The organism is Natranaeroarchaeum sulfidigenes, from assembly GCF_017094485.1.
GTDB classification, from domain to species: Archaea; Halobacteriota; Halobacteria; order Halobacteriales; family Natronoarchaeaceae; genus Natranaeroarchaeum; species Natranaeroarchaeum sulfidigenes.
The window spans coordinates 2,085,799-2,105,877 of the sequence record NZ_CP064786.1; the positions used below are offsets into that span (position 1 = coordinate 2,085,799).

Here is a 20,079-nt window from a genome sequence, read left to right on the forward strand (position 1 = left end):
ACTGACACTGTAAGAACTACAAATGTGATTCGATCAAACAGGTGGTTTGGAGTTGTGAGGTACGAGCAGCGTGGGGACAGCGTCTCGAAGACGACAGTCAGTACTTTGGCTCCGCGCCGGTCGTCTCGTATATTTCGTCCATCAGTTCGTCACGACGGCCCCGCCAGGCGTCGAAGCCATCGGGGGAGGATGGGTAATCGTCGTAGTGGTCCAGTAACTCGTCGGCGAGTTCTTTGGTCTGATAGAGCTTGTAGATGCTTCCCCAGTGACCGAAGCTCTTGTAGGCGGTCTTGAGCTTCACGGACAGCGGGATCGACGTTGACCCCGAGTACAGGGATTCAGCGATCTGCTCGCCCGGCAGGGCCGCAAGCAGGCTCGTTAGCTCGTCGAGCTCGCCACCAGTAATATGGATGTTGTAGACATCGAGTGCGGCGTAGCGTCCGCCGAAATGGTCCATCACCCGTTCGTTGTACTCCCAGAGTGCATCCTCGGTCGGGCCGCCGTTCGAGAGGGCATCGACGATCGTTTCGGCCGCGTACTGGCCCGCGTATGCGGCACCGGCGATCCCGCCGCCAGTCGTCGGATTGACGTGGGCGGCAGCATCGCCGACTGCGACGTAGCCCGGCGCGACCGCAGAGTCGTACGGGCGTCGCGTCGGGAGCGACGCACCGAGTTTGTCCTCGACTTCCGCGCCCTCGAACTCCTCGCGGTTCTCCAGGTCGTCTTTGAGATCCTCGACCAGTGTCATCGGCTCCTCGTTCATCTGGAAGCCCAGCCCGGCGTTAATCTCGGTCTCGGTGCGTGGGAAGTACCAGAGATAGCCCGCGGCCCGCTCGGTCGGTTTGAACACCAGTGCGTCCGACCACTCAACCGGCTCATCGACGTGGACGATCTCGCGGTAGGCCGAACAGAACTGCGAGTATCTGACGTTGGTGTCGAAAGTCGCGTCGTCTAGTTCGGCGAAGTCCTGAAGGATCGACAGCGCACCTGCAGCATCGACGACGACCTCGGCCTCGTAGGTTCGTGGCTCGCCCTTTCGGATCGTTTCAATCCCCGTTACCCGCCCGTCGTCGTCCTGATTGACGTCCTTGACGACGGTGTCGTAGTGGACCTCGGCATCGGATTCCTCTGCGCCCTCGATGAGCAGGCGGCCGAACTCCCAGCGGTCGATCACGGCGAGTTCGCCGGGTACGGGAATTTCCAGCACCTCGTCTTCCTGTGGAATCTCGAAGCGGCCGTGGTCGACATCGGTGTTTGTGAACGCTGGTTCGATCTTCGAGCGCGGGATCGATTCCGGGAAGTTTGATGCCCCTTTCAGCGCGTCACCGCAGGCGATGTGTCCCGCTTCTTCGGCGTCTTTTCGGTCGACAATAACGACGTCGAGTCCGGCGTTTGCGGCGGTGGCCGCGGCGTAACAGCCCGAGGTCCCCGCTCCGACGACAACGACGTCGTGCTCCGATGTGGTCATAAAGACGGGTCGTATCCCCACGGTCAAAACGTTTTACTTGTCGGATACACTCGTCCGGGCTCATCGACGACAACCTATTAGTTCCGAACCGTCCTCTCCGGAGACGTGAGCGACTACGAGTACACGGCGACGATCGAAAAACGCTACAACGATTTCGATACCTACGGCCACGTCAATAACGCGGTGTATGTCACCTATCTCGAATCGGCACGAATCAAGTTTTTCCGAGACGTGATCGGTAACCGAGATATATCAACGGTCATCGCCCACGTCGAGGTTGATTACGAGTCGCCGATCCTCGTCGACCACGAGGTAACCGTCGCCGTGCGCGTCGCCGAGATCGGCACGACGAGCGTGACACTGGACTACGAGATCCGCGCCGACGGCGAACGCGCTGCGACTGCCCGGACGACGCAAGTCCTTCTCGACGAGGACGACGAACCACGGCCGGTAGCCGAGGAGTGGGCGGAGCGGTTTGATATCGAGCAGAACCGTGCCGGGTGACCAGACACGGCCGCAACGAAACAGGTGAATAAAGAGTTTTATCAGGCTCGTTCGTAGCATGGAAGTATGACCGAGTACACCGTCGAGTTCGTGGGCCGGGACGAGTCGATTACAGTATCGGATACGGAGACGATTCTCAGCCGCTGTCTGGAAGAGGGGATCGCCCAGGAGTACTCCTGTCGCGTCGGAATGTGTCTGGCCTGCACAGCCGAAATCGTGGAAGGCGAGGTCACTCAGCCCGCCGCCCGCGGCTTCACCGAGGCCGAAGCCGAAAACTACGCACTGACCTGCATGGCTCGCCCGCAGTCGGACGTCAAGCTCGATCGCGGGAAGTACCCGCCGAGCATCGACGACGACGTGGCCGCCGAGGCGGGCGCGGGTGACGCGGCCGCCGACGACTGAACCGTGCAGGTTCGTCACGAGTACGATGGCATCTCCGAGATACTGGCCTCGAACGTCGAGCGGGCTACTGGCATTCTCTCGCGCGGTCGGGGACTCATGTTCCGCTGGTCGATCCCCGACGACTACGCGCTGGTGTTCGAGTTCGACGGTGTCGCCTCGCGGAGCCTCCACATGCTTTTCGTTCCCTTCCCGATCGACGCGATCTGGATCGCCGACGGCGAGGTCACCCGTGTCGAGACGCTGTCTGCGTGGACCGGCCTCGGAAAAGCGAAGGCAGATCTGGTCATCGAGTTGCCCGCGGGTGCTGGGGAGGACGTCTCCGTCGGTGATCGGGTCTCAGTGACCGACTAATCATTCAGCGACCAATACTACAGTCTTCGAAGTGTATTACTTCACTAATTGAAGTTATCCGTATTCGCCGCTGCTGCGGTCGTGATGGGTCGAGACGACCGGGGGCTGTGGAACCGTGAGGTTTATTTGCCGTGTGCGCCTGTTTCATGATGGATATGACACGAGAGGACTCCTCTCAGTCGGATTCCGAGGATAGAGGAAGTCGGGGCAACCCGGCTGGGCGCGAAATTCTCGGGGACGAGTGACCAACACGTGAACCCTGGAGATTCGCGCGGCTTCTTCGGCGGCGATCCCGCCACGAATCCGCTGTACGACGACGAGACAGATGTATCGCTACTGGACACGACACTTCGGGACGGCGAACAGGCACCGGGCATCTCGTTGACGCCCGACGAGAAAGCCGACATCGCCCGGGCGCTGGATCGAGCCCGGGTCGACGTGATCGAGGCGGGAAGCGCCTGTACCGGCGAGGGCGAGCGTCGAACGATCAAACAGGTAACCGACCTCGATCTGGACGCGACGATCACGAGCTTCGCTCGCGGCGTGCAAAACGACATCGACCTCGCGCTCGACTGTGATGTCGACGGTGTCACGATCGTGGTGCCGGGAAGCGATCGTCACATCGAGACGAAGGTGAACACGACCCGCGAGGAAGTGATCGCCGACACGGCCGAACTGGTCGAGTACGCCCGCGATCACGGCCTCTGGACCGAGGTGATCGGAGAGGACGGCAGTCGCGCCGATCTCGAATTCCTCGAAGAGCTCATGGCGACGGCCTTCGACGCCGGGGCGACCCGCGTCTGCTACGCGGACACCGTGGGTCACGCCGGGCCGGAGAGATCTTACGAGATCGTTTCCACGCTGGCCGAGTACGGCCCCGTCAGCGCCCACACCCACGACGACCTCGGGATGGGCCTGACGAACGCGCTGGCGAGCGTCGCCGCGGGCGCGGATCTCGTCCACGGCACCGTCAACGGCCTCGGTGAGCGCGCTGGCAACGTCGCCATCGAAGAGGTCGCGATCGCGCTCGATCACAGCTACGGGATCGAGACGGTTGACACGACGCAGCTGTACAGCCTCGGACAGGCCGTCGCACAGGCCACGGGCGTCCAGCTCCCGCCGAACAAGGCGGTCACAGGTGAAAACGCCTTCACCCACGAGAGCGGCATCCACACCGACGGGACGCTCAAGGACGACCGGATGTACGAGCCCTATCCACCGGAGAAGGTCGGCCGAGAGCGCCGGATCGTGCTCGGCAAACACACCGGTCGCGCCGGGGCCCGCGCCGCGCTCGAAGAACACGGCGTCGAGGTCGACGACGAGGAACTGACGCGCGTCGTCAAACGCATCAAGGAGATCGGCGACCGCGGCAAGCGCGTCACGGACGCCGACCTGCTCGCGATCGCGGAAGACGTCAAGGGGACCGACCGGGAACGCCGCGTCGAGGTGCTCGATCTCACTGCAGCGAGTGGGGGCGGCATCCCAACAGCGAGCGTTCGGCTGCGGGTCGACGACGAGGAACGCGTCGCCTCGGGCACCGGCAGCGGGCCGGTCGATGCCGCAGTGACGGCGGTTCGCGAGGCGATCGGTCAGGTCGCAAACGTCTCACTGGACTCGTACGAAGTCGATGCGATCACCGGCGGTACCGACGCCGTCGTCACGGTCGAAGTCGAGATGAGCCGTGGTGATCACTCGGTAACTGTCGCGAAAAGCGATACTGACATCACTTCCGCCTCGGTCAGCGCGATGGTCGATGCGATGGATCGGCTCCTGACTGTGCCTGGCGAGGAGCCGGAAGTACTGGCCGACGACTGAGTACGGGCACCGACCTCCGATTTCTTCGATTGTCAGGGCACTGAAGTCCATCAGATCGGCCGATCCTCGACGTAGGGGCCGACTACTATTATCGGGGTAGCCGTCTGTTGAGACGATGGCTGCAACTCTCACCATCAGCATCGAACTCGAACTCGGCTGGGGAGTTCACGATATCGACGAGTGGGACCACCTCAGCGATCGCGGCCGAGCGGAACGCATGTATCTCCACAGACTGCTCGACCTCTGTGATGAGGTCGACGTACCGATCACCTTCGACGTGGTCGGGCACCTGTTCTCTACTTCGTGTAACGGCGAGCACGGCGGCCCAGCGCCGGAGGGCTGGTTCGACGCCGATCCCGGGACCGACGTCGCGGCCGATCCGCTGTTTTACGCCCCCGACATGATCGAGGCGATCCGGTCTCGATCTGTCGATCACGAACTCTGTACACACACCTTCTCACACCTTCCGGCCGCGAAAGCAACGGACGCAGAGTTCCTCCGTGATCTCGTGCTCGCACAGCACCAGCACGAGGAGCACCTCGGCGAGCGAACGCCCTCACTCGTCCCGCCGCGTCATTACGTCCCTTCGGCAACCGTGATGCAGGAGGCTGGGATCGAAATCGTCCGTGAGAGCGCCCCCACTGGGACTACCGGTATCCGGCGAGCGACGGAACTGCTCTTTGCGCCACCGCCGACGATCGAACCGACAATCGAGGACGGCATCGTCAGAACATACTGTTCGACGCCAGCGACGCTGACGGCTCCGGCGCTCCCGTCCGGCCAGCGATCCACTCATCCGGTGTTTCGACCGCTTCCCGTGCGCCTGCGCCAGCGGCTTCACGCTCGCGCGCTCGATCAGGCGACCGGTCGTGCGATTGGCGAGGACGGCCATCTTCATCTGTGGTGTCACCTGTACGACCTCGCCAACGACGCCCAGTTCGAGGTCATCGCCGCCTATCTCCGCCGACTCGGCGACCTCGTTGACAGGGGCCTACTCGACGTCGCTCCGATGGCGACGCTCAACGAGCGGGTGCGGGACCGACATGGGCTGGTCTCGACGACCGCACCAATGGGGAATCCGGGGTCGGAGCAACCCTAGCTCGTATCCCGTTCCGCGAACGTGATCGACCAGTTAGAACGTGTTCGTGCGGGTTGGAGTCCGGGTGGCCAGACATCACCGTCACGCGTAGCGGGGCGAGCGACGAGCGTCGTCGGTGAACTGACCACGGACAGCGGGAGCCGCGTGTCCGATAGAAATCCGAATCTGGTACAGACGTTCCACGGAAGCGTCGACGGCGCGAGGATCGCATTGGCATCTTGATTGTCGTCGATTATCGCAGCGAGCAGGGCCGCTGTTGCATCGTTTGTCGGTGTGAGCGGAATTACGTCGGTGATCCGTATATGTCCCGCCTCCCTGACGTTCTGTCCGACGATCGCCCCGGCGATCGGTTCGCCGCGCTCGTGGACGAGGTAGTACCTGTACGTCCAGTCCGGATTCTCGAACCGCCATCGAAAGAACGGGTCGTCCCTGAGTACGTGTACACCTGACGGAGTGGCGCTTCGGTACAGTGTCAATAACTCGTCGAGAGGGGAACTCTCGTGCTTCGAGACTGTCATGGCCCTCGGCGTCTGTGCCAGTCTATCGAGAATGCCCAGGTAGCCTCGCTGTACGACGTTTGCGACCGACCCCGCGATATTCTGAGTCGTCGATCCCCCTGATAGCTCGTCCGAGGGTTGGTGGAGGCGATACCGTGTCCTGACCTGTCCGATCGGTTCCCACCCTACCTTCTCGTAGCCAGCCCGCGAGTGCTCGTTGGGGAAGTTGAAAAACAGCGCAGCCTCGTGGTCGGCGTATCGTTCAATAGCACGTTCGGTCATTCGAGTGAACACCCCCTGTCGGCGGTGATCCGGATGGACCATCGTATCGCAGGGCTGTAACGCGAGCTCACGGCGTCCCCCGATAGCCAGGGGAAGCGCAAGGAAGGGCCGAGCACCAATAATCCGCCCCGAGTCGTCGGTCGCAACTAGCATCGGAACGTGATCGACGTACGGGTTCTGTCGGTATTTCCAGTCAAACCACTCCTCGTCACGGTCGTCATCGAAGACAGTTTCGTACAGGTCAAGGAAGGGAACCAGATCCCGTGACTCGTACCGCCGAATCGCGTGGGCTGTGCTCTGCACTATACTGTACTACGACGATCCGTAATGAAAGCGTTCGTGCGGATTGCTCCGCCATGACTGGCCGGGTCAGGCCACCAGTTCTATATTCACGCAGCCGTTGTTGTTTGAGTACATATCGGTATGTCACCCTATAGTCCTCTCTGGGACGACTCGATGAATGAGATTGCACGGGAGGCCGTCGAGCCAACAGCGTCTGCGTTCGACCTGATCACGCATCTCGGCGACGGTGCGTTGCTTGTCGTCCTCGGCGTTCTCATCTACTGGTTTGGCGCGCCGGACAATCGCCGGGATCGGGCGTTCGTGATCGCGGTCGGTATCGCCGCGCTCGCGCTGTCGGCCGGACTCAAGGGAATCTTCCAGATCCCTCGGCCCGAGTTGGCGTTCTCGCCCGAAGCCTACCCGGGCTACACCTTCCCGAGCGCCCACGCAATGGGTGCAGCAGCGTTTTACGGTGCACTCGCAGTGACGATGGAGTGGGGTCGCCGCCGCGTCCGGTACGTCTTGGCGGGCATCCTCATCGGCCTTATCGCCCTCTCGCGAGTCGTCATTGGCGTCCACTACGTCGGTGACGTCGCCGTCGGCGTCGCACTCGGTCTCGCGCTCGTTGCTGTCGGCGTCTGGTTGGCACAGGAGGGCGTGTTCGACCCCGGGCCCACGTTCGTGCTTGCAACCGGCATTGCGGTTGGAGCGCTGTTGCTCGGCTCGCGACAGTTCGTCTCGCTCACGCTCGGTGCGTCCTTTGGCGGCACCATCGGCTGGTACTACGTGCGTGACAGACCGACCACTGATACGGGTGCGGCAGTGCTAACAGTGGGGGCCCTCGCCCTCATCGGCATCCTGTTCCTGCGCTTACTGCCCGAGCTGCTTGGCCTCTCCGCTCCGAATGTGGCGTTCAGTCCGCTCGTCGTCGGTCTCGAAATCGTCGGATACAGCCTGTTGACCGCGATGACGATTGCGCTTCCCGCGTTCGCTATTCGGATCGAGGATCACCCGACAGTACAGCGACTACAGCGGGTGCTTCCCTTCCGGGGACGCCGGTTCGAGGCGGAGGACACCCCACTCGGTGACGATTGAGATACTCATCTACGAGAGATCGGCTTCTGCCGGTTCGTACACCTGAACCCAGCCATCGCTTCGTATCTTTATCATATATCCGTCATACTGAAATTCGACGGTGCCGACACCCTGACGCGAATCATCGGTCACGTCCGGGCCAAAGAACGCCGCTTCGATCGCTGGTACGTCCACGAAGTCGTACAGCGGAGGCGATTTAATTTCGACTGGCGGGCGGTCTTCGGCTTCCGCGAGCGCGTAGATAATTACGGTAGTGAGTTCTTTGTTTCCATCGGGCCTGTAGTTGTGCTGTGATACCTGTGACCAGTGAGTGGCTCCCTCAGTGGCTGGGTCGTCGTCGCTCATCGTCCCGCCGCTAATTTCTTTGGTCATGCATTTCACTCCGTGCGTGCGCTTCCTGATTTGCGTCGAGGCTGGCACCGATCCCTTCGAGCGCGGTCAGGACCTGCTCGGCGTGCTCAGCGGGTCTGATCGTTTCCCTGGCATCGTCGAACGCAACTACGCCCTCGTCAACCAGCTTCGGGATGTGTGCGTGGTACAGCGACACGCTCACCGCCTCACGCTTGCGGTCGCTTACCTCGTTTTCGGGGATGTCGTTCTCCCACGCCGCGATCTTCGTCGCCAGCTCAGTCAGTGACCATTCGGTATCTTCGAGCAGCGTGTAGCAGAGATACCGACGTCGGGGATGGCCCAGTGCCTCGTACGCGGGGTCGATTTCTAGGACGTCAGACGGCAGTGATCGGCCATCAGGCGATGTGGACGTATCGAACCGCGTCTTCTCGTTCGGATCTGGTTCACCAGCCATGCGCAAATGAGGTGACACATAGATAAAACATTTTTCCTAAAGCTGGGCTAGAGCGCCTATAATGTCATTTACGGGCGTTTGCTTGCCAGCAAGTTACGTATCAGCAGCTATTGAGTTCACGTTCACGAGTGCGAGCGACACGAAGGTCTCTCGCCGTCTTGCTTCGTGAAAACGCCGAGGAGGAGATTTGAACAACGCGAAGACGGTCGCTTCCGTCGGTCGTGCTGCGTCTTCTCTCGTTCAAACTCCACAGTGACGTTCTATCGACACGGGGTGAGAGACACAGAGGTCTCTCACCAGACGTTGCGTCGATAGAAGCGCCGAGGAGGAGATTTGAACTCCTGTGTCCGGATGGACAGTTGCTCTCGAAGCAACCGCCTTGGCCAGGCTAGGCTACCTCGGCTCATCCGTTCATTCCCGGCGGGACAGTTTATCGGTTTCGGTTCGGGCGTCGAATGGCATCGGTACACATATGTGGGACGACTGTCCCTACCAAACCATGGACGTAGCTGAAGCGAGCGAGGAGTGTGAAGCCGTCCTCGACTCCATCTCCGAGGCCGTTATCGCTGATCGTGAATTTCTCGAAACCGTACTGCTGGGCGTCGTTTCCCGCGGACACGTGCTGTTAGAAGACGTTCCGGGGACCGGAAAGACGCTTACTGCGAACAGTTTCGCGTCCGCCCTCGACCTATCGTTTTCCCGTGTACAGTTCACCCCCGATCTTCTGCCGACCGACGTGACCGGGACACACATTTTCAACGAGCAGGATGGAAGCTTCGAGTTCAGCAAGGGGCCGATCTTCGCCAACGTGGTGCTGGCTGACGAGATCAACCGTGCGCCGCCGAAAACGCAGGCCGCGCTGCTCGAAGCGATGGGCGAGGGGCAGGTCACCGTCGACGGTGACACTCACGAACTGCCGGACCCATTTTTCGTTATCGCGACACAGAACCCGGTCGATCAGGAGGGGACGTTCCCGCTCCCCGAGGCGCAGGTCGACCGCTTCCTCGTCAAGAGCTCGATCGGCTATCCCGACGAAGCTGGCGAAGAAGAGCTCTTGCACCGCCGCCTCGGGCGTGTCGAACAGGTTCCGAGTGTCGAACGTGCGATCTCCGAGGAGGCGGTATCGGAACTCCGAGAGGTGCCCGAAACCGTCAAGGTAACCGATGATGTCGTCTCCTACCTCGTGGAAATCATCGGACGGACCCGTGCACTACGGCAAGTCTCGGTCGGCGTTTCGCCACGCGGGACACAGAGTCTGCTCGAGGCCTCACGCGCTCGCGCCGCGATGGTTGGCCGTGACTACGTTACGCCCGACGATGTGGCCGAAATCGCGAAACCGGTACTGGCTCACCGCCTCGTCTTGACGCCCGAGGCGAAAGTCGACGGCGTCTCGAAGGGTGCACTCATCGATGACGTGCTCGACGCCGTCCCCGTACCGACGGTCGAATAGCGCACCGGGTTACCACTCGTCACCGATCTGTTTTCGTGCCTGTTCGTACCCCTCGTTCGTCCGCCACGACCGACCGGTAGCGACGTGTTCGACGCGATAGCGCGCGCCACACACCCCACAGCGTCGCGTGTTCGGTTCGGTTACCGTCACCGACGCGCGAAACCGATCTGCCGACCAGTCACAGTCCTCGGCGGTACAGACGAGTCGCAGTCGGGGCTCGCTGAACGGGCTGCAGTGTCGCGGTGCATCGATTTCGTCTGCTTTGTCCCGAAACCGCGCGCCGTGACCGGACTCGCCGAACTGCTGGAACTCCCAGGCGTGGACGAGTTCGTGGCGGATCACGGCCGCCATCTCATCCCAGCCGTGCTCTCGGTAGGCGTCCCACGCGAGCCTGACCGTGACCGCTCCGCTATCGCTATCGTACCGACAGGAACCGGCGCGGCGTCTGGCGCGATGAGAGACCGTCCACTGGATCGCGTCGAGATCGACGTCGATGGGGATGTCCTGGGCATACGCCCGTGCTCGATCCAGGAAGACGGCTTCGGACCGGTCAGCCCGGTCTGTCTCCGAGTGCATATGAGTTTGAGCTACGGTTGGTGTTCACCGTGTATAGTTTCAGGGGACGAAACGCGGTGCCAGTGCACCGGAATCCGGGTCGGTCCCTCAGACGTCGAACGACGGAGCTGAAATATCCTCGTCTTCGGCAGTCTTCCAGGACTGTTCTGGTTCCCAGCCCAGCGTCGCCGTCGCCTTCGCGTTCGTATACGCGGGCTCGTCGTCCTCCAGCCAGCACTCTTCAGGAAGCGAGTCGTATCCCGCCTCGATCGCATCGGCCGTATCGACCCCGAGGAAGTTATCGGGACCAAATACGTTGTACACCTCGTGTCCTGCTGGTGCCTCGTCGATCGCCGCCTCGACAAAGGAAACGACGTCCCGGATGTCGACATAGGACCAGAGGTTACCGAATCTGCCCGCACTCTCGAAGTCGAACGACTTCCTGATCGGCGTGATCTGATAGCGACCCGGATACTGGATCCATGTCGGGCGCATCGTCGTGACCGACACGTCGAACGCGTTCGCAATTCGCTTTGCAGCGGCTTCGCCAGCGAGCTTCGAGGTCTCGTAGCCGTTCCAGGGGGCGACGGGATGCTCCTCGTCTACGGGGAGATACTCCGGTAGTTTCGGTTCCGGCCAGTGAGTTCCATAGACGGTCTCGCTCGACGCCCAGACGATATCCGCCCCGGCACGCCCGGCCGCTTCCAGTACGTGGAACGTACTTACGGCGTTGTTCTCGTAAACCTCGCCGCCTGCGTGGTTCTCCTGATGAGGAATATTTCCAAAGTGGACGACAGTCGAGGGATCGGCGTCGAGTATCATCTCCCAGACGGGCCCCTGCTGGGTTAGATCCACCTTCTGAAAACTCACGTCTTCGATCCCCGTGGTCGTCGGAAGTCGCTGATCAAGCGCGAGGACCTCGTAGTCGGCTCTGAGTCGATCGACGATCCATTTCCCTGCCCCTCCGAGTGCGCCCGTAACAACGATGGTCTCCGTCATACCTGACTATTGTACTCTATGTGTATAATCATTCATTTCAATATGGCTCATGCTTTGGTTCTATTCTTTGTACTTCGGTCACGAATGGATATTCATGGAGTACACTACGCTCGGCTCCACGGGTATGGAAGTCTCGAAGATCTGCCTCGGCTGCATGAGCTTCGGCAGTGAAGAATCGTGGATGCTCGACCGGGAGGAAAGCCGCGAGTTGATCGAACGGGCGATCGACCTCGGGGTGAACTTCTTCGATACCGCCAACGCCTACTCCGATGGGGAATCCGAGGAGCTTCTTGGCGATGTTCTTGCGGAGTATGATCGGGACCGACAGGTCGTCGCGACGAAGGTCAGGTTCCCGGCGGGGGATGAGCACCCGAACGCCACCGGGCTGTCCCGGAAGACCATCGAGCAGGAACTCGACGCCAGTCTCGATCGACTGGGTATGGAGACGATCGACCTCTATCAGACCCACCGTGTGGACCCGAACACCCCACCGAAAACGACGCTCCGAGCCCTCGATGACGCGGTAGAACGTGGCGATGTCCGTCACGTCGGTACCTCATCGATGTGGACACACCAGCTCGCACGTCGTTTGCGGATCAGCGAGCGTGAGGACCTCGTCCAGTTTGAGACGATGCAGAACCACTATCACCTCGCGTACCGCGAGGAGGAACGGGAGATGTTACCGCTGTGCGACCGTGAAGATATCGGGGTGATCCCATGGGGACCTCTCGGTCAGGGATTCCTCACTCGCCCGTTCGAGGCGCTCGAACGGACCGACCGTGGTGATCCCGACAACTACCACAACCCGACGCCAGACTACGTCCGTGGTGGCGGCCGAGAGATAAACGAACGTGTCGAGGAGCTCGCCGCCGAATACGGTGTAACGATGGCACAGATCGGTCTTGCCTGGCAGTTTCAGAACGAGTACGTGGACGCCCCCATCGTCGGAACGACCTCGATCGAACATCTCGAACAGGCAGTCGAAGCACTCAAGATCGACCTCTCGGACTCCGATGTCCAGTATCTGGAGGAGCCATACGAACCGCAACCGATCGTCGGCCATAAGTAAGACTACCAACACCCTGATTGTGTCCCAGTCAGCAGTGGTACCTGTGAGCAATTCTGAATCAAATTAATAAGAATTATTTTTATTGTTGTATTTTTATATTTTCCAGTCGAGGGTAGGTGTGCTCCCTGTAGAAGAAGTGTGAGCATACAGAAATTAACTAAAAAAGACACAACGACGGTTGTCGAGTACAGCGACATCCGTACCTCGGGTTGTACTGGTGGTTCAAACCGATAATACGAAATATAATCGTGCCGAACATATCCGGTCGCTGGTTGGTCGATCTCGTGTGCGCCACCCTGGGCCGAACCGAGAATGTGGTGTTATATTGTTGTATTCGTACAACACATGGTGGGTCTTTCGCTATGTCGTGGCATAAGCCTCTGGACAGAGATGTATGGCGGTGTGGCGATAGTATCGTCACCGAAGTAACGGGAAAGAATAACCTGTCTCGTCGCTCAGGTACGAACCATTGGGGTTGTTTAGCGATGTGACTCTCGGAGTCCAGTGTCGTCTCAACGCTATCTCAGAGGGGGATTAACCGTCTCGGTATGAGCTTGACCCTCGTAGCTATTGGTACTATTGCAATAATCATACAACTGTCTGTGCTTTCAGCTCCTGCCCATGCCACATAATAGAGAATTGTGAATTCCAAAGACTAATACTTATATTGACGTTTTACTACCGGTGATCCTTCCGTGTTAGCGCGCGTCAGCTTGCCGATCATTGCGCCGAATCACGAGTCCTCCGGAGCTCGATCGATGGTATCAAACTCACCGTAACGGGAAGAGAAGACATATGTACATATGTAAAATAGTGGCTCGGCGAACGGACCACCGGGCGCGGCCTGTGTTTACACGCATATGTTTGTAAAGTCCCTGTCTTTGCGGCCAGCAGATCTGTCGCGTTGTCTCCCGTCTTTGTCAGTTCGATGGACGGCCGCACGTGTGAAATAGTAGGATCTGGAGTGTGGTCGAAACCTTGCCCCGGACTGTTGGTGCGGTAGGCACCAATACGTTGGGATAACAGGCGAATGATTCGGACGGTAGTTGAGTGGTACACCCTGTCCCTGGTCCAAACCACTATCGATAATTATTATATATGAGTTCCTAGATTTTGAGATCATTCCTAATCTGATCAAAAAAGACAAGACATGGCTCCGAGTAAACTGTCCAAAAAAATATGTGTTGGCCGTTATTAGACATCTATAGTAAAATACCGATTTGCTTATTGCTCCTGCCAACAACTGTATTTAAACGCTCAAAAACTCCGTCAAGCCACGATTCAGTATGACAATAGTATTATTCTTATGCACCAATGTATTGGCGGAATCCTCGCCTTAGAGGAGAAAAATAATTATATAGTATGAATAAGTACGTATACATGCAATGTCAGACCATAGTACGCCAGTCGATAGACCAGTTACATCGAAAAAACGCAGAAGGATTCTCCAAGCTGCTGGACTTGTGGGCGTTTCCAGCCTTGCTGGATGCTTCGGAAACGGTGACGACGAATCCACTGAGGGAGAGGAGCTCCCGGACCCGTCGGAGACCGAGTTCGTCGACACGGCGTTCGTGACACCCGTTGTCGTCCCGCCGGAGAACATGCAGTTCAACCCGTACAACGACAGTAACTACCCATGGCGCCCGGGCCTGGTGCTGTTCGACGACTTCGTCTACCAGGAAAAACTCGACAACACGTTCCAGCCGGGCGTCGTCACGGACTGGACTGTCACCCAGAACGACGCCACGCTGGAGATTCGCGAGGGAATGGCCTGGCACGACGGCACCGACATCACAGCCGAGGACGTGGTCCGCAAGCTCAAACTGGAACTGTACGACGGCAGTAATCTCGGGAACTTCGTCGACCTGGAGACGATCGCAGCCGTGGACGATCACACGGTCGAAATGGAGTTTGAGCAACCGCTCGGCGAGGAGATGTTCCTCAACTTCCTGATGGAGATTACCCTGGATACACCCGCCGAGTACTACCAGGACTTCCTGGAGGACTTTGAGGACGGCGGCGAGGGGGAGAACGCCGATGGTGAAACACTCGGCGAATTCACGATCGAAGATCCGATCGGAAGCGGGCCGTTCGCCTTCGAACAGACAGTCGAACAGGAGCTCCACCTCGAACGGTTCGAGGACCATCCCGATGCCGACAACATCAATTTCTCCGGCTACCACTTCCGGTTCCTCGATACGAACGAGGGACGCTGGCAAGAAATTGAGGCGGGCGAGATCCACGGCCTCCATACGGTGTTTACGCCGCCCCATATCGTGGAGGGATTCCCGGGCCACGTCCGTGAATACCTGCTCGATGCGAACTTCGGCATGGGGATCCTGTTCGACCACGATCATAAACACTTCGGCCAGCAGGAGGTTCGGCAGGCGATTGCTCACGTCATCGACCGAGAGACGGTGGCGTCGAACGCCGGCCCCAACACGGAAGCGCCGGTAACAACGCCATCGGGGATTCTGGGTAATCACGACGGGACGGCCGACGAGTGGCTCGGTGATCACGCTGATGAGTTCAACCAGTACGAAGTGGACACCGACCGTGCAGCGGAACTGCTCGAAAGTGCCGGGTTCGAGCAAGAGGATGGCACGTGGGTCGATGAGGACGGAGACGTCCTCGAGTTCCCCGTGAAAGCGCCGTCCGGCTACAGCGACTGGGTCGACGCGATTCAGACGTTCAACGACGCTCTCAACGACTTCGGGATCGAGGCGGAGTTCATCTCCCGGGACGAAGCCGCGTACTGGGGGCAGGATATCTACGGGGACGAGGGCTTCGACGTCGCACTCCACGAGTGGGCAAACGTGCAGCGCCACCCATACTTCAGTCTCGAATGGCTACTGGATAGCTGGGATACCGAGAACGTGCGGAACTACGATGCCAGCGAGATCGAACTGCCGCCTGTCGGCGAGGACAGCGGGTCTGAAACGTTCGTCCCGGAAGAAGATCTACAGAACCTCGCCGTAGCGGAGGATCAGGAAGCAGAACGCGAGTACGTCCAGCGGCTGGCCTGGGTTGTCAACCAGGACCTCGTGATGTTACCGGTCATGGAAAAGCAGGACCAGTCGTTCATCTCGACGGATGAGTTCATGGCTGCCTCGACGGATGATCCGGACGCACACGTGGACTTCCCGACGACGTACCTCGTTCGGCAAGGAAAACTCGTTGCCAGAGAAGAATGAAAATCCAGCCTACTCCAAGTAACGTATGAAACGATATCTCGTGGAACGCACCGGTCAACTGGTCATCACCATCTTTGCAGTGATGTCTCTGACGTTCTTCTTGATTCGGGGACTCCCGGGTGGACCTGCGGATGCGATACGGGCCGATCTCATTCAGAACAACCCGGAGATGAGTACCGATCAGATCAACAGACGAGTCGAGGCACAACTGAACGTTATGCCCGACGAGCCGCTCCACGAGCAGTACATCTCGTATGTTGCTGCATTGCTCCGTGGAGACATGGGGCAGTCGATTTCACAGGGAACACCGGTTACTGAAATAATTGCGAACGCCGCTCCCTGGACGATCTTCATGATCGGGACCGCAGTCCTGATCGCGTTCGTAATCGGGATCTCGGCCGGTGCCATCATGGCCTATCGCGAAGGGACGAGGTTCGACACCAACTCGACCGTCCTTGCGATCCTGATGAACTCCATCCCGGACTACATCTACGGGCTGATCTTCCTCTGGGGGCTCTCCTACCAACTGAGCATCTTCCCGACCGGTGGGCGGTTCTCTAGTGCGACCGAGCCGACGGTCAGTCCGTTGGCGCCGGTGGAAACGCTGACGTTCTTCGGTGATGCACTCTACCACGCGGCGTTGCCGATAACCGCGATCGTATTCGTCGCCTGGGGCGGCTGGGCTCTCGGGATGCGTGGGAACAGTATTCAGGTTCTCGGTGAAGACTATCTCCGGGTCGCTCGCCTCCGTGGGCTCCCACGGCGACGGATCGCGTTACGATACGTCGGCCGAAACGCCATCCTCCCGATGTACACGTCGATGCTGATCACGATCGGGTTTCTGCTCGGCGGCTCGATCATCATCGAGCAGGTGTTCTCGTATCCGGGAATGGGCTACTACATGATCGAAGCATTGGAGCTACGCGATTACCCGTTGATGATGGGCGTGTTCCTGATCATTACGATAACCGTCGCGCTCGGCGTGTACGTGGCGGACCTCACGTATGGATTGATCGATCCGCGTGCAAGTGTAGGTGATTCAGAGTGAGCAATCGGACTGACTCAGTCGACCTATTGGAGAGCACCGAGGCGATCGAAACGGTCGCCGACGAAACGTTGGACAGGCGCGAACGGTGGGTACTCACCATTGAACGGGGAGTTCTGGCCCCTGCTCGGATCGTCTGGGCAGATCTCCGGGCTCGCGTTGGCATCCTGATCATCTCCCTGTTCGTCGCGATGGGTGTGATCGGCCCGCGTATCGTCGACCAACCACGAACCAATCAGGGAGAGCGTCTCGAACCAGCGTTTCAGAGTCTCGCACATCCGCTGGGAACTGACGCAGTGGGGCGTGATATCCTTGGACAGATCGTCCACGCCACACCTAACATGTTGTTGATGATCCTCTCAGGTGGACTGTTCGTCACGGTGATGGCGACCGTAATCGGGACGGTCTCGGGCTATCTTGGCGGAAGCACGGATCGAGCCATTATGGCGGTTACCGACATCGCGATGACGATACCGGGACTACCTCTAGTCGTCATTCTGGCAGCGGTGCTGACACCGACAAACCCGATCGTCATCGGTGTGATCCTGACGATCAATGCGTGGGCGGGACTGGCACGAGCCATTCGGTCACAGGTGCTGACGATCCGTAGAACCTCGTACGTCGAGGCATCGAAAGCGATGGGGATGTCGACGGCGTCGATCACTCGACGTGACATCCTGCCAAACATCATGCCGTACGTGCTGATCAACTTCGTCACGGCGGCCCGGAACGTCATCTTCGCCTCCGTTGGTCTGTACTTCATCGGTGTGCTCCCATACGACGATGTCGTCAACTGGGGCGTGATGATCGATCTGGCCTATCAGGGCGGCGGGCTACAGTCGATGGCGGCAGCACACTGGCTGTTCGCCCCGCTGATCACGATTACCCTGCTTTCGTTCGGGTTGATCATGTTCTCACAGGGGACCGATCGGATGTTCAATCCTCGCGTCCGTGCACGCCACTCAACGACAACCGCTGACGAAGATGGTGCGCCGTCCGCACCCGCAGGTGATCACAAATGAGCTCACAGGAAGAACTCGATCCGACGACTGGTGGTGCAGACCCGATTCTGGAGATCCGCAATCTGAACGTAACGTTCGAGATGGACCGCGGGACATCGCGGGTCATCGACGATATCGACCTCGATATCCGTCGCGGTGAGATCATCGGGATCGTCGGTGAATCCGGGTCCGGGAAGTCCATGCTTGCCTCGTCGATGCTCGATGCGGTCGTCGAGCCCGGCGTCACGACCGGCGAAGTGACCTATCGTACGACGGACGGTGATGAAGTCGACGTGCTCGACCTCTCCGAGGAGGAGCTCCGGGAGTTCCGCTGGGAACAGATCTCGATGGTGTTCCAGGGAGCCCTCTCCTCGTTCAATCCCACGATGGCGATGCGCGAGCACTTCGAGGAGACCCTCGAAGCGCACGGGTACGCCGTCGACTCGGGGATGGAGCGTGCGGCCGACGTGCTGAGCGATCTGTATCTCGATCCGGACAGAGTGCTGGACTCGTATCCACACGAGCTGTCCGGCGGGATGAAACAGCGGGCACTGATCGCGCTGGCGCTCGTGCTGGAGCCGGAGGTACTCGTGATGGACGAGCCCACGGCGGCGCTGGATCTGCTCATGCAACGCTCGATCGTGAGCCTGCTATCGGAGATCCGTGACAAGTACGATCTGACGATGGTGTTTATCACCCACGATCTGCCGCTGGTCACGAAGCTCGCGGACCGGATCGGCGTCCTGTACGCCTTCGAGCTCGTGGAGCTCGCGGATACGGAATCGATCCTCCGGGACCCAGCACATCCGTACACGCGAGCGCTGTTGAACGCCACGCCGAACCTCGATGCGCCGCTCGAAGAGATGCGGCCGATCGAGGGCTCCGCACCCGATCCGGTGAACGTCCCGGCGGGCTGTTCCTACCACGAGCGGTGCCCGCTGGCCACTTCCAAGTGTGAACGCGATCCACCGTCGTTCGAGCGGATTAACGAGACTCAGGAGGTCGCCTGCCACCACTGGGAAGACGTCGACGAGATCCCGCTGACCACGGAGGTCGACCAATGAGCTCGGATGAGACGGTAGTCTCGCTGTCCGGCGTGGACGTCCACTTCGAGTCCGAAAGCGGCAGCCTCAACCCATTCACAGATTCACAGACGGTCCGGGCCGTCGACGACGTCGATCTCGAAATCGCCGAAAACGACGTCATCGCCATCGTCGGGGAATCCGGCAGCGGCAAGACGACGCTCGGGAAGGCCGCCGTCGGGCTCCAGAAACCGACGAACGGAACGATCAGCTACCGGGGACAGGACATCTGGCAGGCGAAGAAACGGTTCTCGAATCCGGACATTCCGTTTTCCGAGATCCGTCGGTCGCTCCAGATCATCCATCAGGATCCGGAGTCGTCGTTGAACCCCCACAAATCGGTTCGATCGTCGCTCGAACAGCCCCTGAAGAAGTGGCAAACGCATCTCGGACCGGAAGACAGGGAAGCCCGGATTCTGGCCATGCTCGAAAAGGTCGGCATGTCGCCCGCACACGATTATGCGGAGCGATACCCACACCAGCTGTCGGGCGGCGAAACCCAGCGCGTCGCTCTCATCCGGGCCCTGCTGATGAACCCCGATCTCATCCTGGCCGACGAGGCAGTGTCGGCGCTCGACGTGTCCTTGCGTGTAGAGATGATGGATCTCATGCTGGATCTGCAGGACTCGTTCGATACGTCGTACCTGTTCATCAGCCACGACCTCTCGAACGCGCGCTACGTGGCCGAGCACGCGGACGGGTATCTCGGCGTAATGTATCTCGGCGAACTCGTCGAGTTCGGACCCGCGGAGGAGGTACTGCAGAACCCACAGCATCCCTACACCAAGGTGTTGCGGTGGGCGACGCCGTCTCTCGAGATCACGGATGCGACGGAGCCACCGGTTCGGACGATCGACATCCCGGATCCCGTAGATCCTCCCTCTGGCTGCCGGTTTCACACGCGCTGTCCGCACGCGACCGCACACTGCCGTGACTCCACACCGGAGAGCCGTTCGACCGACGTTCCGGATCATCGCACTGCGTGCTATCGCGTCGACGACCACAGCGAGTACTGGAATGCGGAACCGCTGGAGGGTGCCAGCCTTGACCGATAATCACGGCGCTTCGGATGTCGGACGGATGC

General features: G+C 59.7%; 19 protein-coding genes and 1 tRNA gene. 13 read left to right on the top strand and 7 right to left on the bottom strand.

What is annotated here, in order from left to right; translation table 11 throughout:
• Positions 1 to 97: 97 nt before the first annotated feature.
• Positions 98 to 1,468, bottom strand: coding sequence for a geranylgeranyl reductase family protein (locus tag AArcS_RS10755; RefSeq protein WP_238477417.1), 1,371 nt, complete (start codon positions 1,466 to 1,468; stop codon positions 98 to 100).
• Positions 1,469 to 1,573: 105 nt separating this feature from the next.
• Here AArcS_RS10755 and AArcS_RS10760 point away from each other — a divergent pair, with 105 nt between their 5' ends.
• The 5 genes from AArcS_RS10760 to AArcS_RS10780 all read left to right on the top strand — a co-directional run bounded on the left by AArcS_RS10760 (position 1,574) and on the right by AArcS_RS10780 (position 5,639).
• Positions 1,574 to 1,972 carry an acyl-CoA thioesterase gene (locus AArcS_RS10760; RefSeq protein WP_238477418.1) on the top strand — a complete coding sequence of 133 codons (399 nt, stop codon included), beginning with the start codon at positions 1,574 to 1,576 and terminating at the stop codon, positions 1,970 to 1,972.
• Between the two features lie 66 nt (positions 1,973 to 2,038).
• A complete protein-coding gene (locus tag AArcS_RS10765; RefSeq protein ID WP_238477419.1) occupies positions 2,039 to 2,374 on the top strand; it encodes a 2Fe-2S iron-sulfur cluster-binding protein in 336 nt (111 codons plus the stop codon).
• 3 nt (positions 2,375 to 2,377) lie between these two features.
• Positions 2,378 to 2,725 carry a DUF192 domain-containing protein gene (locus AArcS_RS10770; RefSeq protein ID WP_238477420.1) on the top strand — a complete coding sequence of 116 codons (348 nt, stop codon included), beginning with the start codon at positions 2,378 to 2,380 and terminating at the stop codon, positions 2,723 to 2,725.
• A 306-nt stretch (positions 2,726 to 3,031) separates the two neighbouring features.
• On the top strand, positions 3,032 to 4,540 hold the full coding sequence (locus AArcS_RS10775) for a (R)-citramalate synthase (protein WP_238480001.1): 1,509 nt from the start codon (positions 3,032 to 3,034) through the stop codon (positions 4,538 to 4,540).
• Positions 4,541 to 4,655: 115 nt separating this feature from the next.
• Positions 4,656 to 5,639 carry a polysaccharide deacetylase family protein gene (locus tag AArcS_RS10780; RefSeq protein WP_238477421.1) on the top strand — a complete coding sequence of 328 codons (984 nt, stop codon included), beginning with the start codon at positions 4,656 to 4,658 and terminating at the stop codon, positions 5,637 to 5,639.
• On the opposite strand, the gene AArcS_RS10785 is transcribed toward AArcS_RS10780, so the two are convergent.
• A complete protein-coding gene (locus AArcS_RS10785; RefSeq protein WP_238477422.1) occupies positions 5,636 to 6,721 on the bottom strand; it encodes a GNAT family N-acetyltransferase in 1,086 nt (361 codons plus the stop codon). The genes AArcS_RS10780 and AArcS_RS10785 overlap by 4 nt on opposite strands.
• Positions 6,722 to 6,874: 153 nt before the next feature.
• Here AArcS_RS10785 and AArcS_RS10790 point away from each other — a divergent pair, with 153 nt between their 5' ends.
• On the top strand, positions 6,875 to 7,795 hold the full coding sequence (locus AArcS_RS10790) for a phosphatase PAP2 family protein (protein ID WP_238477423.1): 921 nt from the start codon (positions 6,875 to 6,877) through the stop codon (positions 7,793 to 7,795).
• 9 nt (positions 7,796 to 7,804) lie between these two features.
• Here the strand turns inward: AArcS_RS10790 and AArcS_RS10795 are convergent, their stop codons facing one another.
• From AArcS_RS10795 to AArcS_RS10805, 3 genes are all read right to left on the bottom strand, one after another.
• Positions 7,805 to 8,167, bottom strand: coding sequence for a HalOD1 output domain-containing protein (locus AArcS_RS10795; protein WP_238477424.1), 363 nt, complete (start codon positions 8,165 to 8,167; stop codon positions 7,805 to 7,807).
• A complete protein-coding gene (locus tag AArcS_RS10800; protein ID WP_238477425.1) occupies positions 8,151 to 8,600 on the bottom strand; it encodes a DUF7344 domain-containing protein in 450 nt (149 codons plus the stop codon). The genes AArcS_RS10795 and AArcS_RS10800 overlap by 17 nt, the downstream gene beginning before the upstream one ends.
• A 318-nt stretch (positions 8,601 to 8,918) precedes the next feature.
• Positions 8,919 to 9,003, bottom strand: a tRNA-Ser gene (locus tag AArcS_RS10805).
• Positions 9,004 to 9,099: 96 nt separating this feature from the next.
• Between AArcS_RS10805 and AArcS_RS10810 the strand changes: the two genes are divergently transcribed.
• Positions 9,100 to 10,050, top strand: coding sequence for an AAA family ATPase (locus AArcS_RS10810; RefSeq protein WP_238477426.1), 951 nt, complete (start codon positions 9,100 to 9,102; stop codon positions 10,048 to 10,050).
• 9 nt (positions 10,051 to 10,059) lie between these two features.
• On the opposite strand, the gene AArcS_RS10815 is transcribed toward AArcS_RS10810, so the two are convergent.
• The gene (locus tag AArcS_RS10815) at positions 10,060 to 10,626 is read right to left on the bottom strand and encodes a SprT-like domain-containing protein (protein WP_238477427.1); all 567 of its coding nucleotides are present in this window, start codon (positions 10,624 to 10,626) and stop codon (positions 10,060 to 10,062) included.
• An 87-nt stretch (positions 10,627 to 10,713) separates the two neighbouring features.
• Positions 10,714 to 11,604 carry an NAD-dependent epimerase/dehydratase family protein gene (locus AArcS_RS10820; RefSeq protein WP_238477428.1) on the bottom strand — a complete coding sequence of 297 codons (891 nt, stop codon included), beginning with the start codon at positions 11,602 to 11,604 and terminating at the stop codon, positions 10,714 to 10,716.
• Positions 11,605 to 11,698: 94 nt separating this feature from the next.
• On the opposite strand from AArcS_RS10820, the gene AArcS_RS10825 reads away from it, so the two are divergent.
• The 6 genes from AArcS_RS10825 to AArcS_RS10850 all read left to right on the top strand — a co-directional run bounded on the left by AArcS_RS10825 (position 11,699) and on the right by AArcS_RS10850 (position 20,050).
• Positions 11,699 to 12,673, top strand: coding sequence for an aldo/keto reductase (locus tag AArcS_RS10825; protein WP_238477429.1), 975 nt, complete (start codon positions 11,699 to 11,701; stop codon positions 12,671 to 12,673).
• A gap of 1,463 nt (positions 12,674 to 14,136) precedes the next feature.
• Positions 14,137 to 15,867 carry an ABC transporter substrate-binding protein gene (locus AArcS_RS10830; RefSeq protein ID WP_238477430.1) on the top strand — a complete coding sequence of 577 codons (1,731 nt, stop codon included), beginning with the start codon at positions 14,137 to 14,139 and terminating at the stop codon, positions 15,865 to 15,867.
• Positions 15,868 to 15,892: 25 nt separating this feature from the next.
• Positions 15,893 to 16,915, top strand: coding sequence for an ABC transporter permease (locus AArcS_RS10835; protein ID WP_238477431.1), 1,023 nt, complete (start codon positions 15,893 to 15,895; stop codon positions 16,913 to 16,915).
• Entirely contained in the window at positions 16,912 to 17,934 is a 1,023-nt protein-coding gene (locus tag AArcS_RS10840; RefSeq protein WP_238477432.1) for an ABC transporter permease, read from the top strand. The genes AArcS_RS10835 and AArcS_RS10840 overlap by 4 nt, the downstream gene beginning before the upstream one ends.
• On the top strand, positions 17,931 to 18,977 hold the full coding sequence (locus AArcS_RS10845; protein WP_238477433.1) for an ABC transporter ATP-binding protein: 1,047 nt from the start codon (positions 17,931 to 17,933) through the stop codon (positions 18,975 to 18,977). Before AArcS_RS10840 ends, AArcS_RS10845 begins: the two co-directional genes overlap by 4 nt.
• The gene (locus tag AArcS_RS10850; protein WP_238477434.1) at positions 18,974 to 20,050 is read left to right on the top strand and encodes an oligopeptide/dipeptide ABC transporter ATP-binding protein; all 1,077 of its coding nucleotides are present in this window, start codon (positions 18,974 to 18,976) and stop codon (positions 20,048 to 20,050) included. Before AArcS_RS10845 ends, AArcS_RS10850 begins: the two co-directional genes overlap by 4 nt.
• Positions 20,051 to 20,079 lie beyond the last annotated feature (29 nt).

Excerpts from the sequence above, each read along its gene's own strand:
- AArcS_RS10795 (WP_238477424.1), bottom strand. The coding sequence starts at position 8,167 with ATGACCAAAGAAATTAGCGGCGGGACGATGAGCGACGACGACCCAGCC.
- AArcS_RS10835 (WP_238477431.1), top strand. The coding sequence starts at position 15,893 with ATGAAACGATATCTCGTGGAACGCACCGGTCAACTGGTCATCACCATC.
- AArcS_RS10810 (WP_238477426.1), top strand. The coding sequence starts at position 9,100 with ATGGACGTAGCTGAAGCGAGCGAGGAGTGTGAAGCCGTCCTCGACTCC.
- AArcS_RS10815 (WP_238477427.1), bottom strand. The coding sequence starts at position 10,626 with ATGCACTCGGAGACAGACCGGGCTGACCGGTCCGAAGCCGTCTTCCTG.
- AArcS_RS10850 (WP_238477434.1), top strand. The coding sequence starts at position 18,974 with ATGAGCTCGGATGAGACGGTAGTCTCGCTGTCCGGCGTGGACGTCCAC.
- AArcS_RS10755 (WP_238477417.1), bottom strand. The coding sequence starts at position 1,468 with ATGACCACATCGGAGCACGACGTCGTTGTCGTCGGAGCGGGGACCTCG.
- AArcS_RS10765 (WP_238477419.1), top strand. The coding sequence starts at position 2,039 with ATGACCGAGTACACCGTCGAGTTCGTGGGCCGGGACGAGTCGATTACA.
- AArcS_RS10825 (WP_238477429.1), top strand. The coding sequence starts at position 11,699 with ATGGAGTACACTACGCTCGGCTCCACGGGTATGGAAGTCTCGAAGATC.
- AArcS_RS10790 (WP_238477423.1), top strand. The coding sequence starts at position 6,875 with ATGAATGAGATTGCACGGGAGGCCGTCGAGCCAACAGCGTCTGCGTTC.
- AArcS_RS10845 (WP_238477433.1), top strand. The coding sequence starts at position 17,931 with ATGAGCTCACAGGAAGAACTCGATCCGACGACTGGTGGTGCAGACCCG.
- AArcS_RS10780 (WP_238477421.1), top strand. The coding sequence starts at position 4,656 with ATGGCTGCAACTCTCACCATCAGCATCGAACTCGAACTCGGCTGGGGA.
- AArcS_RS10820 (WP_238477428.1), bottom strand. The coding sequence starts at position 11,604 with ATGACGGAGACCATCGTTGTTACGGGCGCACTCGGAGGGGCAGGGAAA.
- AArcS_RS10800 (WP_238477425.1), bottom strand. The coding sequence starts at position 8,600 with ATGGCTGGTGAACCAGATCCGAACGAGAAGACGCGGTTCGATACGTCC.